The sequence below is a fragment of the Propionibacterium freudenreichii subsp. freudenreichii genome (assembly GCF_000940845.1).
GTDB lineage: Bacteria > Actinomycetota > Actinomycetes > Propionibacteriales > Propionibacteriaceae > Propionibacterium > Propionibacterium freudenreichii.
In genome coordinates, this window is the sequence record NZ_CP010341.1 from 2608724 (window position 1) to 2622185 (window position 13462).

The window sequence follows — 13462 nt, forward strand, 5'->3', positions numbered from 1 at the left end:
CCAGCGGGGATCATCGCACCCGATGATGGATCCGGGCTGATCAGCGCTTGCGAGGCGACGCATCGGACCCCCTGTCGGGACGGGCGCGGCGATCACCACGCGACGGTTCCGCCCGGCACCTCGTGCCGGACACCATCATTGTGCCGCCGCAGGGGATTTCCTGCTGACCAGGGGTGCGCGAAAAGTTGCTCCCTCGAATGGGGGTCCCTTCTTAGAAATCGACCGCCGCGGATGGTCGGTGGTCGAGGGCCGGGGCAATTCACACCTCGATGGCGAGGACCAGCTCCCGGGCGTCTGAGCGGTCGGCGCCCGCGCCGCCGGGCACGCCGTGGGTCGGGCGGCGTGTGTGTGCCCGGGGACACCGGCGGCGATCCAGGCAGTGACCTCCCACAGTTCCGGTCCGGGCATGCCTCTGGTCTGTTTGGTGCGTCTACTCCGATCGCTGTGGCACCCACGCGCCACTGATCGCCCTCCACAATCACCACCGTCGATGTACACGCCATGATTCCCGTGTCCTCGCAGACACACCACCGGACCTGCCGAGGCAGGCCGCTGTGCTCAGAGCTCCTCGTGTCGCTCACGAACAGCGACCAGAAACCTGAAGACATGGGACACGCCGTTTGCATGACACGGCTCGCGGCTGTGTGCATCGTCCGGACGAAATAAACTGAGCGCATGACGGCGCTTGGCTCGGCCCATTCCTGTCCCCGGTGCGGTGCGCCGGTTCCGGTCTATGTCGGTCGCGGTCGCAGGAGGCGGTGACCATGTCGACGCGCGACGACTACGCCGGGCTGAGCGACACGGTGCTCTACGACGTGTTCTACGAGGCCGGGACCATGGTCGGCGGAGCTCTTGTGGCGTCCTGGCGGCGCGCTGAGGCGGCCGGCGACCAGGTGGCTGCGCAGCAGTTCCGGGATGAGCATTTTTCCGTTAACCATGAACGCAACGCGGTGGCGGCCCGGGATCGTGAGGGCCAGATCGCGTGGATCCTTCGGTGGGAGGCCCGCCGTGAGGAGCTTCGGCGGGCCGCCGACGGCGATGACACCCGGCCCGCCAGTCACTGACTGAATCCCCCGCAAACAGCGCTGAGGGGCGCTCCAAGACCAGCTGACGGGCGCCCTGAAGCTCTCATCTCGCGTTGTAACCACATATTGATACGACACAACAAGACCGCGGGCCACCGCCGTTCTGTCATGCCGGAGCACGCTCTGCCCGGTGAAACAATGATGGCAAACCACCGGTGACTCAACCGGAGGGCCCGGACAACCATGCCCCTATTTCGATGAAGAGGAAGAAACCAGTAGTAGCCCACAGGAGTTTTCGAGGAAGCCTCACGCGTCTTTCATAGAAGACCTAGCAATCTTGAGGCACTGGATGGGAAAATACTCCCAAAAACCTATTGCGCCAACAAACCTGCTGACAATGGTCTACGAGTAAAGACAATCCGAAGTAGTCCCTTGCGGGAACGACGCCGTTGCGCGGAACGTTATCGTCGCGCAGGGGTCAGGATGCTTCTGCTTTCGCCACCGATATAGGTGGCCGTCGTGCGGGCCGCCGGGTCAGTGGCAGCAGCAGGCGCCGCCGTCGTCGCAGGTCTTCACGGTGCGTCCGTCAGCGGTGACGACGACCTTCTTCTTGGGCCAGAAGTGCGACACCGCACCGAGCGCCGCGCCGGTGCCGATCGCCAGCACGATGGCCGATTGCACGTCGGTTGCGAACCAGCCGATGCCGAAGACGACGATGCATGCGGCGGCGATGATCACCAGACGCTGCCAGCTGGTCTGCTTGTTCATAAGGCAACCCTAAGTTCTCGGCCGGCGAACGTCCACCCCGTCCACGCGCGAGGACCATCCAGCGGTCACTTTGGACGCATTCCCAGCCGCATCTGCACGATTTCCCGACTGCCGAAGGCCTCACCCCCGGAACTGGGCCCCTAGCCAGCTGGGCAACTGAGCAGCACGCGCCGGACTCTCAACGCCCCCACGCATCCCACCCGGGAAACACCGTGACCAACGACCGCTAGTTGCCCATCGGCGAAAGGCCCTGGGGCGTGTCCACGGGTGTCGCTGTCCTGTTCGGAGAGGGGCGCTTGAGACTGGAGAGAATCGCCACGACGCATGCGAAGAGCCCCAGCAGTGGGATCTGCGACCAAGCGGTCATGCCTCCTCGGAGCAGCCCTCCGCTGCCCCAGATGAGGAACAGCACCACGATGCAGAAGCCCTTGATCCACGACCCTGCACTTTCCGAACCAGAGGCATACCGGACAAGCAATACCAATCCTGCACAGACAAGTAACAATGCTGCCACCAGTGCAAGGATGAGCGGCCCCGACCACGATGCCTTCATATCAACCAGGTCGGCGACGATCGACCAGAACATGAAAGCCATGAAGGCAATCATGAGACCACACACCCGCTTTGTCCTCGTGTCCATAATGTTCTTTCCCTCTTCATCATCCCTTGTGGAACAGTTGTCCCCATGTCGTTGAATTACATGCACTAAACCGTGCAGTGTGCCCCAGCCGCGTCGGACAGCGCAGGGGCTGGACAGCCGGGGGTGGACCCGAAGACCCGCCCCCCGACTGTCGCGCGGCGATCAGGTGAGCGAGGCCGCAGCGATCTTGTTGATCGACGCCTCGAGCTTGCCGTCGAAGTCCTCTGGGCTGTCGTCCACCGACAGGCCCTCCGACAGGGCACGCGAGAAGCTGGCGATCAGGCCATGGTTGCGGGCCAGGCGCTCGCAGGCCTCGTCGCGGCTGAATCCGCCCGACAGCGCCACGACGCGCAGCACCCGCGGGTCGGCGATCAGGTCGGCGTACAGATCGTCCTTCACCGGGATCGAGACCTTGAACATCACCTGCTGGCCCTCGGCCAGGCCGTCCAGGTGGCTGGCCAGCTGGTCATGCAGCACCTGCTCGCTGGCCTCGCGATCGGTGGCGGTGATGTCGGCCTCCGGCTCGAGGATCGGCACCAGGCCCTTTGCCAGGATCTGCGCGCCAAGCTCGAACTGCTGGTCGACAATCGCCTTGATTCCCTGCGCGTCGTGATGGGCGATCACCGAGCGCATCTTGGTGCCGAAGATGCCCTTGGCCACGGCACGGTCAAGCAGCTTGTCCAAGTCGGGAATCGGCTTCATGAGCTTGACGCCATGAGCTTCCTCGCCAAGGCCCTTGTCAACCTTGAGGAACGGCACGATGCGCTTGCGCTCCCACAGGAACTGCGCGGTCGGCACGTCATCCACGGTGTTGTCCATGGTGCGCTCGAAGAGGATCGCGGCGAGGATGTGCTCCTCGGTGAACGAGGGGCTGGTGATGATGCGCGTGCGCATCTGGTGCACCAGCTTGAACATCTCGTCGTCATTGTCGTAGGCATCATCGGGGATGCCATAGGCACGCAACGCCTTCGGGGTGGAGCCGCCCGACTGGTCCAGTGCCGCGACGAATCCCCGGCCGGTGGCCATCCGGTCCTTCTGATCCTGATTCATGGTGACCTCCATTGGTTGCGCCGACCCCGGCGTGGGGTCGACGCCATGTATCCCTGTTGGGCACTATCCCTGGGGCATTCACCCCTGTGGGGCATCCATTCCCCGGCGAGCACGTGTCCGCATGGGACGCATGTCCGTCGGGGTATGCATTGACGCATGTCCGTCGGGGGTAGGCCTGTGAGGGATATGCCCTTCTGATTCCGATCCTAGTAAGCAGAAGTGCCCGCGGTGGGATGCCCGAAGAACCGCCGTGATCCGTTGTGCACGTGACCAGCACGCACCCCCAGAACAGAGCGACTCCCCCCGCCATATGGCGGGGGGAGTCGCTTCAGTCATGCGCGCTGGTCACCTCGACCGCGCGGCACGGCGTTGCTCAGCAGGATCAGGCCTTCTTGATGGCCGAAATCTCGAACTCAAGCTTGACCTTCTCGCTCACCAGCACGCCGCCGGCTTCCAGGGCGGCATTCCAGGTGAGGCCCCAGTCCTTGCGGTTGACATCGAGGCTGCCCTCGAAGCCGATGCGATGGTTGCCGAAAGGATCGGTGGCGGCACCGGTGAACTCGAACACAATGGTGACCGGCTTGGTGACGTCCTTGATGGTCAGGTCGCCGGTGATCTCCACATGCGAGTTATCGATGAGCTTCACGGCCGTCGACTTGAAGGTGATCGTCGGGTACTTCTCGATCTCGAAGAAGTCGGCGGTGCGCAGGTGCTCGTCGCGCTGCTTGCTGCGGGTGTCGACGCTGTCGACGTTGATGGTCACCTCAACGCTGCTCGCCGACGGGTTGGCGCCGTCGAGGTGGGCCTCGCCGCTGAAATCGGTGAAACTGCCACGCACCTTGGTGATCATGGCGTGACGAGCCACGAAGCCGAGCGTGGTGTGCGATGCGTCGATGGTGTAGTCGCCGGACAGGGACGTGAGATCGGTGCTCATATGTACTCCTAGGGGTTGCTGGATTGACTGTGCCCGTTGACTGCTGGGTGCCGACCGGGCGGAGTGGCGACTGGCCGCACACTCCAAGACTGTTGAGTTTTCAACTATATCATAGCCAACCACATCCCGGCGGGTGATATTCCCGGACCGTGAGATCCACCGGGACCAGATCCCGCGACGATTCCCGCCGGACGTCCCGTGCCGAGTCCCTCGCCGGAGTCGTCCGGCACGCTCGGAAGGGCCTGCCGCCGAACCCCCTGGAGCGCTGCGGCGAACCGTCCAGCGACCCGCCCGGGCAACCAGCGCCGATCACGCGGAAATCATTCGCCCTGAACGAACCCGGCCGATGGCACCCGCCGCCGCCGTCTAGGGTTGGATCATGGAACACACAGCTGTGTTATCGGGCGAAGGCGCCAAGGCCGAGCTGCCCATCGTCGAATCAAGCGTCGGCTCAGACGGTTATGACATCCGGAACCTGCTCCGCACCACCGGCAATGTCACCTACGACATGGGCTTCGCGAATACCGCGAGCTGCCAATCGGCCATCACCTACATCGACGGTGAGAAGGGCGTCCTGCGCTACCGCGGCTACCCGATCGAGCAGCTGGCCGACAAGTCGACATTCCTGGAAACCGCCTATCTGGTGATCTATGGTGAGCTGCCCCGCCCGGCGGAGCTGGCCGACTTCGAGGAGCGCATCAAGCGCAAGACCATCATCGACGAAGGCATGCGCAAGTTCTTCGAGACCTTCCCCCGCGGCTCCCACCCCATGCCGGTGCTGGCCGCCGGCGTTCAGGCGCTGGGCACCTTCAGCACCACCAGCATCGGTGACGATCCCCAGTCAATCGAGAAGGCGACCGAACGACTGATCGCCAAGATGCCGACGCTGGCCGCCTACGGCTACAAGAATTCACGAGGCGAGCCCTTCTTGTATCCCGACAATGCCCTCAGCTACGTACAGAACTTTGAGCGGATGAGCTTCGGCTATCCCACCGAGCCCTACCATTTCGAGCCCGAGATCACCCGCGCGCTCGACGTCCTGCTGATCCTGCACGCCGATCATGAGCAGAACTGTTCCAGCTCCACCGTGCGCCTGGTGGGCAGCTCGGGGGCCAACATCTATGCGTCGATCTCGGCCGGCATCAACGCACTGTCGGGACCCCTGCACGGCGGCGCCAACCAGGCAGTGCTCGAGATGCTCGAGGCCATCAAGGCATCAGGCATCAGCGTCAAGGAATACGTGCAGCAGGTGAAGGATCGCAACGCCGGCATCAAGCTGATGGGCTTCGGCCACCGCATCTACAAGAACTACGACCCGCGCGCGGCCATCATCAAGCAGCACGCCGATCGGGTGCTCGCCCTCAAATCGGGGCGCCGCGACCTACTCGACATCGCCCAGGAACTGGAGCAGGCGGCGCTGGCTGACGACTACTTCACCGAGCGCAAGCTCTATCCGAACGTCGACTTCTATTCGGGCCTCATCTATGAGGCGATGGGCTTTCCCAAGGAGATGTTCACGGTGTTGTTCGCGATCGGGCGCCTGCCCGGCTGGATCGCCCAGTGGCGCGAGCAGCGTGCCGACCCGAACTCAAGGATCGGGCGTCCGCGTCAGGTGTACACCGGGGTACCCGAGCGCGACTATGTGCCCATGGACGATCGGTAGATCGTCCGGTCCCGAAAGAGTCGCACGATCGGTAGATCGTCCGGTCCTGAGAAAAATGCACGATCGCTAGATCGTCCACACCGTAGAACTGCACGATCGCTAGATCGTCCATCTCGCACCTGAGAAGGGACGCCACCCCACCGGGCGGCGTCCCTTCAGCTTGTGCTGGCCCACGGCCCCGGATCACCGCCCCGGACACCCGTCGCGCGAGCCTCGCAGGGCGATGGCAGACTGGAAACATGTTGACCGATGGTGTGAGTTATCAGCCTGATCCGAAGCGCTACGACGGCCGGATGATCTACCGCCGGGTGGGGCATTGGGGCCTACAACTTCCCGCAATCTCGCTGGGACTGTGGAAGAACTTCGGTGACGCCCAGCCCTTCGAGACCCAACGGGCCGTGGTGCGGGCTGCCTTCGATGCCGGTGTGACGCACTTCGACCTCGCCAACAACTACGGCCCGCCCTATGGGCAGGCCGAGATCAACTTCGGCACGCTGCTGCGCACCGACCTGGCGCCCTACCGCGATGAGCTGGTGATCAGCACCAAGGCCGGCTACGACATGTGGCCCGGCCCCTACGGCCAGGGCGGCGGAAGCCGCAAGTACATTCGCGCCTCGCTCGACCAGTCGCTGGCCCGCCTGGGGCTCGACTACGTCGACATCTTCTATTCGCACCGCTTCGACCCCGAGACCCCCCTCGAGGAGACGATGATGGCGCTCGATAGGGCCGTGCGCAGCGGCAAGGCCCTGTATGCGGCCATCTCGAACTATCCGGCCGCCGAAACCGCGCAGGCAGCCCAGATCGCCCGCGAACTCGGCACTCCGCTGCTGATCCACCAGGCCCGCTATTCCATCTTCAACCGGTGGGTCGAGGGCGGCGGCGATGGCGCCGCCCGTGAATCGCTGCTCGACCGGGCCGAGGCGGAGGGCATGGGCGTGATGGCCTTCAGCCCGCTGCAGCAGGGTCTGCTCACCTCGCGCTACCTCCAGGGCGTGCCCGACGATTCACGCGCCCGCCACAGCTCCGACTTCCGCCAGAGCTGGCTCGACGAGGACACGCTCGCCCAGGTGCGGGCGCTCAACGACATCGCCGCCGCGCGCGGCCAGAGCCTGGCCCAGATGGCACTGGCATGGCTGCTGCGCGACGAGCGCGTCTCGTCGGTGGTGATCGGGGCGTCCAGCGTCAAGCAGCTCACCAACAGCCTGGGCGCGCTCAAGAACCTGTACTTCACCGCCGAGGAGCTTGCCGCCATCGACGCACACGGCGCGCGTCCCGGCCACGAGCTGTGGAGCGACTGAGTTCCTTGGCCATGAGGCTCCCGGCCGCAGGACCCTGTCACCCGAACCGAAGCGCCGCCCGATGACCGCCCGCAAGGCACGTGCACGAACGGCTGCCGCCCGGCGCCGGCGGCGTCCCACACCGCGCAAGGCGCAGGGTCCGGTGCGGCGCAAGCTGGGCGATTCACTGCATATGCGCTTGTGGATCAGCATTGCCGTGGGCGTGGCAGTGGGCGTCGGCACCCTGTGGATGGGGCACAGCCCCGGCTCGTTGATGCTCGGCTGGGTGGTCGCCGCCACCCTGTTCACCGTGTCCACCTGGTACTTGGTGTTCCGCATGAGCGACGATGACACCCGCGACCATGCCCAGGAGAACAATCCCAGCGCGGGCGTCTCCGACACCCTGCTGATGAGTGCCTGCATGGCCAGCATCGTGGGGCTCGCCCTGCTGATGTTCGGGGCCAAGAGCAAGGGGCAGCTGGTCCCCGACTCCATCATCGGGGTGCTGGGCATCCTGGCGTCATGGTCTGCCATCCACACGCTGTTCACGCTGCGCTACGCCTACGTCTACTTCCGCGATGGCGGCACCGGCATCAACTTCAACGGTGACGACCGCCCCTGCTACATCGACTTCGCCTACCTGGCCTTCACCATCGGCATGACCTACCAGGTGTCGGACACCAACCTGGGCACCAAGGAACTGCGACGCATTGCGCTGCACCATGCGTTGATCTCCTATTTGTTCGGCACCGTGGTGGTCGCCTCGATGATCAACATGTTCGTGCAGGTGGCCGCCGGCGGCTGAGCGTATACCACAGCCTCCGGCGCCCGCTCAAGGTTTTTGCCCCGGACCGAAGGAACCACGGCCAGACTTCACGTCAGCCAGCATTGAGTACCCGCTGACAGCGAAAACGGCCACGAAATATACGACCATGATGATGTTGAATGGCAGTCTTCCGATGATTCCGAGTAGGTGAAGAACGAACACCACAAGACCAATAGCAGTAAACGCCAGGAGCAACCGATTCTTGGTCATGTCTCCCCCCTTCTATTGTGCGGCGCAGTAGACGACGATCCCCGAGGTCTGGGTGAACACTATCCCTGTGCCGGCGCTGGCACAGCCCCGCAACTTCCCGACATCCCACGACAAGATTCGAATTCCGGCGTGACTGCCGATGCCTGAGTCAACGGCTTTTCGTGATGTTAACATGCGAATCGCCGATATGGACGCCATTCTCATCACCACTGAGAAGGATCCGAATCTCGCCAATCCGCCAAAGGGTTTCGGCAGGTCGAACTATGAATCGGCCTTGTGTAACCCGTCACGACGCAATGAATCCTCAATGACCTTTCTGTGGACAAAGAGGGGGCGTCCGTGGATCGACTCCACGGACGCCCCCTGCATCTTCTGCAATACCGGGTTCGGCGCTACTGCGTCGCCGGATTCACGCCCTTGCCATGCGAAGCAGCCGGATCGTGGGCCGAGTCGGACACGAGCACATTGTGCGTGCGCTCCAACGAGGTTCCCTCGACGTCGACATTGGGCAGGATGCGGTCAAGCCACTTCGGCAGCCACCAGGCCGTCTTGCCCATGAGGTGCATCAGCGCCGGCATGATGAACAGCCGCACGCCGAAGGCGTCGAAGAGCACGCCGAAGGCCAGGCCGAAGCCGAGCGGACGAATCACATTCATTGGCGAGAAGATGAAGCCTGCGAACACCGAGATCATGATGATCGCGGCGGCACGCACAACCGGGGCGGCCATGCGCAAACCGCTCTTCACGGCCACCCGCGCCTCGACTCCGTGCTCATAGGCCTCGCGCATACCGCTCACCAGGAACAGCTGATAGTCCATGGCCAGGCCGAACAGCACACCGATGATAATCGTGGGTGCGAAGCTCAGCAGCGGGCTTGGATCATGCACGCCGAACACCGAGCCCAACCAACCCCATTGATAGACGGCCGTGGTGGCCCCCAACGCGGCGAACAGGGACAACACGAACCCGCCGGTGGCCACGATAGGCACCAGGATCGAGCGGAAGACCACCATGAGAATGACCAGCGACAGGCCGACCACCACGATGAGATAGGAAGGTAGCGCATCGGCCAGTTTCTGAGAGACGTCGATACTCATCGACGTCTGACCCGCCACACCCAGAGTGGTTCCGTCTGACGTAGGTGACAGATCGCGCAGATCGTGCACCAGTTGCTCGGTGGACTTGTCGGTCGGCCCGCTGTTGGGGATCACCTGGAAGGCGATCACCGTGCGCGAGTCCGAAACCGCCGCCGGCACCACCGCAGCAACATCGTTCTGGGCAGCCAGCTGCTGTCCGATCTTTGCCTCCACGATCTGCTCTTCGTCGGTCGACATGGCCTGTGGCAAGGTGGCCACCACCATGAGCGGGCCGTTGACACCGGCGCCGAACTTCTCATCGGTCGTCTTGTAGTTCTTGTATTGCACCGAATCGGTCGGTTCCTGGGCGCCGGTTGGCATGCCCAGCTGCATGGACGTCGCGGGCAGCGCAATCACCACGAGTACGGCGGTGGCGATCACCGCACGAAGCACCGCATTACGGGTGCGCATCGGCCGGATCACGGGGGCTGCCTGTTCGGGGGTGCCGATGCTCTTGCGTGACTTCTTGTTGAGCGCATGGTTACCCATCAGGCTCAGCAACGCCGGGGTGAAGGTGATGGCCACCAGCACGGCAACCAGCACAGCGACCGCGGCGACATCGCCCATCACGCGCAGGAAGGGGATGCCGGTGATGTTGAGCGCCAGCAAGGCGATGAACACGGTGGAACCGGCGAAGACAACGGCGTTGCCGGCGGTGCCCACCGCCAGACCGATCGACTCGCGCTTGTCCATGCCGGCCAGCAGCTGCTTGCGATGCCGGTTGAGGATGAACAGCGAATAGTCGATGCCCACCGCCAGGCCGATCATCAGGCCCAGCATCGGGGTGACGTTCATCATGGTGACCTTGCCCGACAGGGCCAGCGCGCCGGTCACGGCTACACCCACGCCCACCAGCGAGCTGATCAGCGGCGTAATGGCAGGCAGGATCGCCCGCATCATGAACACCAGCACCACGAGTGCGACCGCAACGCCGACCACCTCCATGCCGCCCAGGCCGCCGATGTCAAAGGCCAGGCCGTTGGAATAGGTGGTCTGCACACCGGGGATCGAGGTGTCGTCGATCACGTCGCGGATGGCCTGTTTCTGGCTCGAATCCATCTCCACTGCTTCCTTCTCCAGCGAGACGGTGGCGAAGGCGCTGCTGCCGTCCTGCGAGACGGTGCGCAGATTCTGTGACATCTCGATCAGGGACTTGGCGGCAGTGGCCTTTTCCTGCTGCGTCGACAGCTGATTGGCGCTGTCGTCCAGTTTGGACTTCTGGGCGTCCAACTGAGCCTGCTGCGCCTGGAACTGGGCCGCCATCGCGTCATAGACACCGGCCGCCTTGGCTTGGTCCTCGGCGGCGGTCAATTTCTGCTGAGCCGCATCGAACTGGGTGCGTCCAGCGTCCAGCTGCTGCTGGGCAGTTTGCAGCTGAGTCTCAGCGGCGGCAAGTTGCTGAGCCTGCGCCTCGCGCTGGTCGGCGGTCTGGAACGGGTTGACCGTGCCGGTAACCCCCTCGGCCTTGTCCACCCGACCGAGTAACTCTGCGATCTGCGTCTTCTGGGCGTCGGAGAAGCTTCCCGAGTCGGAGGTGAAGACGATCCGCTCGCTGCCGCCCGACGCCTGTGGCAGCGCCTGCTTCATCGAGTCGGCAACCTGCTGGGTCTCGGTGTTGGGAATGGAGAATGAGGTGCTCAGGGTGCCGTGGAACGCGGCATAGGCGCCACCGGCTGCGGCCAGCACGATTAGCCAGCAGATGATCACCGCCCAGGCCCGGTGTGCGGCCCCTCGGCCCAACCGGTACAACAACTTCGCCATCGGATGTCCTTCCGTTTCTCACATGTGGCGGCCCCACCCGCACGCCCCCGCAGGGACGCGGCGAACTGGAGCCACCTGGTCGTTCGTGGTTGGCACATCGTCGGGCCGTGAGCCACGATACACAACGAGTGTTGCATAAACAACATCTGTCGCATATCCTGTGAAGGTCGTCGCAGATCGCCCGTCGGTGGGCGGTCATCGGGGGAGGGCACCATGGACGCACGCATCGTCAGGACGCGGCACGCGCTGCAGGGCGCCCTGCTGGAATTGGCGCGCGACAGGCCGCTCGACGACATCACGGTGGGCGACATCACCAAGCGCGCCCGCGTGAACCGCTCGAGCTTCTACCTGCACTACACCGACAAGGACACGCCGCTGGCCGACGCACTGGAGATGCAGATCGACAGGTCGGCCGACGACGAGGACCTGCGCACCGACTCACCCGAGCACATGCCGCCGGGGCTGACGGACTACCTCAACCACGTGGCGGAATATGCCTCGCTGTACGGCCGGGTGCTCAACGACGGCGGGTCGGGCGTGGTGGCCAACCGGCTGCGCAGCCACGTGCACGACATCGTCGAGCGCGCCCTGAACGACTCGGACGCCGATCCCTTCCCCAACCTGCCGCGCGACATCGCCGCAGCCGGGGTCGCCGGCCTGGCAGTGGGCATCATCACCGCCTGGCTCGGGCGCGACCCGATGCCACCGGTACACACCGCCGCCACCTGGATCTGGGACATGCTCGTGCCGGTCGCCGGCGTGGCCGGACGTCCGTCGGATGCTGCGTCGTCCTCCAACGACGGGTCCGGGCCCAATCCTGCGGCCCCCTCGGGCGGCGACTCCGGATACCTCGCGCTGGGGCTGCGCCGAACAACCGGGAAATCATCGATCCCGGGCTAGCTACTGTGGATACAGCCAAGTAGACAACCGGGGTCATCTCTCCGAAGGAGAACAACCATGGAGAAGAAGACAACCACCAAGAACGTCACCGTCCTGGGCGCCCACGGGCAGATCGCCCGCATCGTCATCGAACGGCTGCTGGCCGAAACCGACGACCACCTCACCCTGTTCATGCGCGACGCTGCGCGCCTGGGCAACGTCGACGCCGCCCGCGAGACCGTGGTGGAAGGCGATGCCACCAGCACCGACGACCTGGCGAAGGCCGTGCGGGGCGCAGACATCGTCTACGCCAACCTCGCCGGAAAGATCGAAGCCGAGGCCGACGCCGTCGTGGCGGCCATGCGGGCAGCCGGCGTCAAGCGCCTCATCTGGATCTCGTCGCTGGGCATCTACGACGAGGTTCCCGGGGCCTTCGGCGCATGGAACCACAAGATGCTCGACGGCGGATACCTGCAGACCTATGCGCGCGCCGCCGCCACCATCGAGGCGTCCGGACTCGACTACACGATCATTCGTCCCGCCTGGTTGCAGGACGAACCCACCGTTGATTACGAGACCACCCAGAAGGGCGAGCCCTTCAAGGGCACCGAGGTCTCGCGTGCTTCGGTGGCCGACGTCGTGGTGCACCTGATCAACCAGCCCGACCGCGACATCGGCCATTCGGTGGGCGTCGACAAGCCGGGCACCGACGGCGACAAGCCCTCGTTCTATTGATCTGCGGCGGCGACTCGGGCACCGGGCATCGCGATCACTCAGCCCCCAGTCCAATCCCTCCCACCCAGCATTTCCACCCCCAGGAGTCAGACATGTTCCACCGTTCGCAGAAGCAGTCACCATCCAGCTCGTCACCCTCGGCACGCCGCCACCCGGTGCGCACCGCCGCCCGCTGAGGCCTGGCCGGAGCGCTGGCATTCACCGGTGTGGGCCACCTGAGCTTTGCCCGCGAGGGCTTCGCCGTCGCGGTGCCCGATTGGATGCCGGGCAGCAAGGACGCCACGGTGCTCGCCTCGGGCGTGGTCGAGCTGGCGCTTGCCGCCGCGCTTGCCTCCGGCGTCCAGCGCAAGCAGGTGGGACGCGCCACGGCCGCCTTCTTCGCGGCCGTGTTCCCGGGCAATGTGCACCAATATGTGAAGCACCTCGACGCATCATTCCTCAACAGTGACCAGCGACGCCTGGTACGCCTGTACTTCCAGCCCCTGCTCGTGGCGTGGGCGCTGGAGGCGACGCGCGAGGACTGAGCGCACCGCCACCCGGCAGTCATGCCCGGCGGGC

Annotated in this window: 13 protein-coding genes; 7 read left to right on the forward strand and 6 right to left on the reverse strand. The window is 64.5% G+C overall.

What is annotated here, in order from left to right; translation table 11 throughout:
• Nucleotides 1-764 precede the first annotated feature (764 nt).
• The gene (locus tag RM25_RS11450; RefSeq protein WP_013162213.1) at nt 765-1064 is read left to right on the forward strand and encodes a hypothetical protein; all 300 of its coding nucleotides are present in this window, start codon (nt 765-767) and stop codon (nt 1062-1064) included.
• 495 nt (nt 1065-1559) lie between these two features.
• On the opposite strand, the gene RM25_RS11455 is transcribed toward RM25_RS11450, so the two are convergent.
• The 4 genes from RM25_RS11455 to RM25_RS11470 all read right to left on the reverse strand — a co-directional run bounded on the left by RM25_RS11455 (nt 1560) and on the right by RM25_RS11470 (nt 4417).
• Nucleotides 1560-1793, reverse strand: coding sequence for a hypothetical protein (locus tag RM25_RS11455; protein WP_013162214.1), 234 nt, complete (start codon nt 1791-1793; stop codon nt 1560-1562).
• Nucleotides 1794-2019: 226 nt separating this feature from the next.
• Nucleotides 2020-2388, reverse strand: a complete 369-nt coding sequence (locus RM25_RS11460) for a hypothetical protein (RefSeq protein WP_129931436.1) — start codon at nt 2386-2388, stop codon at nt 2020-2022.
• Nucleotides 2389-2595: 207 nt separating this feature from the next.
• Nucleotides 2596-3534 (reverse strand): fructose bisphosphate aldolase, encoded by a 939-nt coding sequence (locus tag RM25_RS11465; RefSeq protein ID WP_430270610.1) that lies wholly within the window; start codon nt 3532-3534, stop codon nt 2596-2598.
• Between the two features lie 331 nt (nt 3535-3865).
• On the reverse strand, nt 3866-4417 hold the full coding sequence (locus RM25_RS11470) for a YceI family protein (protein ID WP_013162217.1): 552 nt from the start codon (nt 4415-4417) through the stop codon (nt 3866-3868).
• A gap of 379 nt (nt 4418-4796) precedes the next feature.
• Between RM25_RS11470 and RM25_RS11475 the strand changes: the two genes are divergently transcribed.
• The 3 genes from RM25_RS11475 to RM25_RS11485 all read left to right on the forward strand — a co-directional run bounded on the left by RM25_RS11475 (nt 4797) and on the right by RM25_RS11485 (nt 8162).
• Entirely contained in the window at nt 4797-6080 is a 1284-nt protein-coding gene (locus tag RM25_RS11475) for a citrate synthase (protein WP_013162218.1), read from the forward strand.
• Nucleotides 6081-6319: 239 nt separating this feature from the next.
• Entirely contained in the window at nt 6320-7378 is a 1059-nt protein-coding gene (locus tag RM25_RS11480) for an aldo/keto reductase (protein WP_013162219.1), read from the forward strand.
• A gap of 61 nt (nt 7379-7439) precedes the next feature.
• On the forward strand, nt 7440-8162 hold the full coding sequence (locus RM25_RS11485; protein ID WP_048735348.1) for a DUF1345 domain-containing protein: 723 nt from the start codon (nt 7440-7442) through the stop codon (nt 8160-8162).
• A gap of 27 nt (nt 8163-8189) precedes the next feature.
• Here RM25_RS11485 and RM25_RS11490 read toward each other — a convergent pair whose 3' ends face one another.
• Together RM25_RS11490 and RM25_RS11495 are read right to left on the reverse strand one after the other, a co-directional pair.
• Nucleotides 8190-8393 (reverse strand): hypothetical protein, encoded by a 204-nt coding sequence (locus RM25_RS11490; protein ID WP_013162221.1) that lies wholly within the window; start codon nt 8391-8393, stop codon nt 8190-8192.
• A 392-nt stretch (nt 8394-8785) separates the two neighbouring features.
• Nucleotides 8786-11290 (reverse strand): MMPL family transporter, encoded by a 2505-nt coding sequence (locus tag RM25_RS11495; RefSeq protein WP_044636520.1) that lies wholly within the window; start codon nt 11288-11290, stop codon nt 8786-8788.
• A 213-nt stretch (nt 11291-11503) separates the two neighbouring features.
• Here RM25_RS11495 and RM25_RS11500 point away from each other — a divergent pair, with 213 nt between their 5' ends.
• From RM25_RS11500 to RM25_RS11510, 3 genes are all read left to right on the forward strand, one after another.
• The gene (locus RM25_RS11500; protein ID WP_052809224.1) at nt 11504-12190 is read left to right on the forward strand and encodes a TetR/AcrR family transcriptional regulator; all 687 of its coding nucleotides are present in this window, start codon (nt 11504-11506) and stop codon (nt 12188-12190) included.
• Nucleotides 12191-12247: 57 nt separating this feature from the next.
• Entirely contained in the window at nt 12248-12904 is a 657-nt protein-coding gene (locus tag RM25_RS11505) for an NAD(P)H-binding protein (RefSeq protein WP_044636521.1), read from the forward strand.
• Nucleotides 12905-13110: 206 nt separating this feature from the next.
• Nucleotides 13111-13428 (forward strand): DoxX-related protein, encoded by a 318-nt coding sequence (locus RM25_RS11510; RefSeq protein ID WP_013162225.1) that lies wholly within the window; start codon nt 13111-13113, stop codon nt 13426-13428.
• Nucleotides 13429-13462 lie beyond the last annotated feature (34 nt).

Coding starts and splice junctions, on each gene's coding strand:
- RM25_RS11470 (WP_013162217.1), bottom strand. CDS start 4,417: ATGAGCACCGATCTCACGTCCCTGTCCGGCGACTACACCATCGACGCA.
- RM25_RS11460 (WP_129931436.1), bottom strand. CDS start 2,388: ATGGCTTTCATGTTCTGGTCGATCGTCGCCGACCTGGTTGATATGAAG.
- RM25_RS11475 (WP_013162218.1), top strand. CDS start 4,797: ATGGAACACACAGCTGTGTTATCGGGCGAAGGCGCCAAGGCCGAGCTG.
- RM25_RS11505 (WP_044636521.1), top strand. CDS start 12,248: ATGGAGAAGAAGACAACCACCAAGAACGTCACCGTCCTGGGCGCCCAC.
- RM25_RS11500 (WP_052809224.1), top strand. CDS start 11,504: ATGGACGCACGCATCGTCAGGACGCGGCACGCGCTGCAGGGCGCCCTG.
- RM25_RS11490 (WP_013162221.1), bottom strand. CDS start 8,393: ATGACCAAGAATCGGTTGCTCCTGGCGTTTACTGCTATTGGTCTTGTG.
- RM25_RS11450 (WP_013162213.1), top strand. CDS start 765: ATGTCGACGCGCGACGACTACGCCGGGCTGAGCGACACGGTGCTCTAC.
- RM25_RS11485 (WP_048735348.1), top strand. CDS start 7,440: ATGACCGCCCGCAAGGCACGTGCACGAACGGCTGCCGCCCGGCGCCGG.
- RM25_RS11455 (WP_013162214.1), bottom strand. CDS start 1,793: ATGAACAAGCAGACCAGCTGGCAGCGTCTGGTGATCATCGCCGCCGCA.
- RM25_RS11495 (WP_044636520.1), bottom strand. CDS start 11,290: ATGGCGAAGTTGTTGTACCGGTTGGGCCGAGGGGCCGCACACCGGGCC.
- RM25_RS11480 (WP_013162219.1), top strand. CDS start 6,320: ATGTTGACCGATGGTGTGAGTTATCAGCCTGATCCGAAGCGCTACGAC.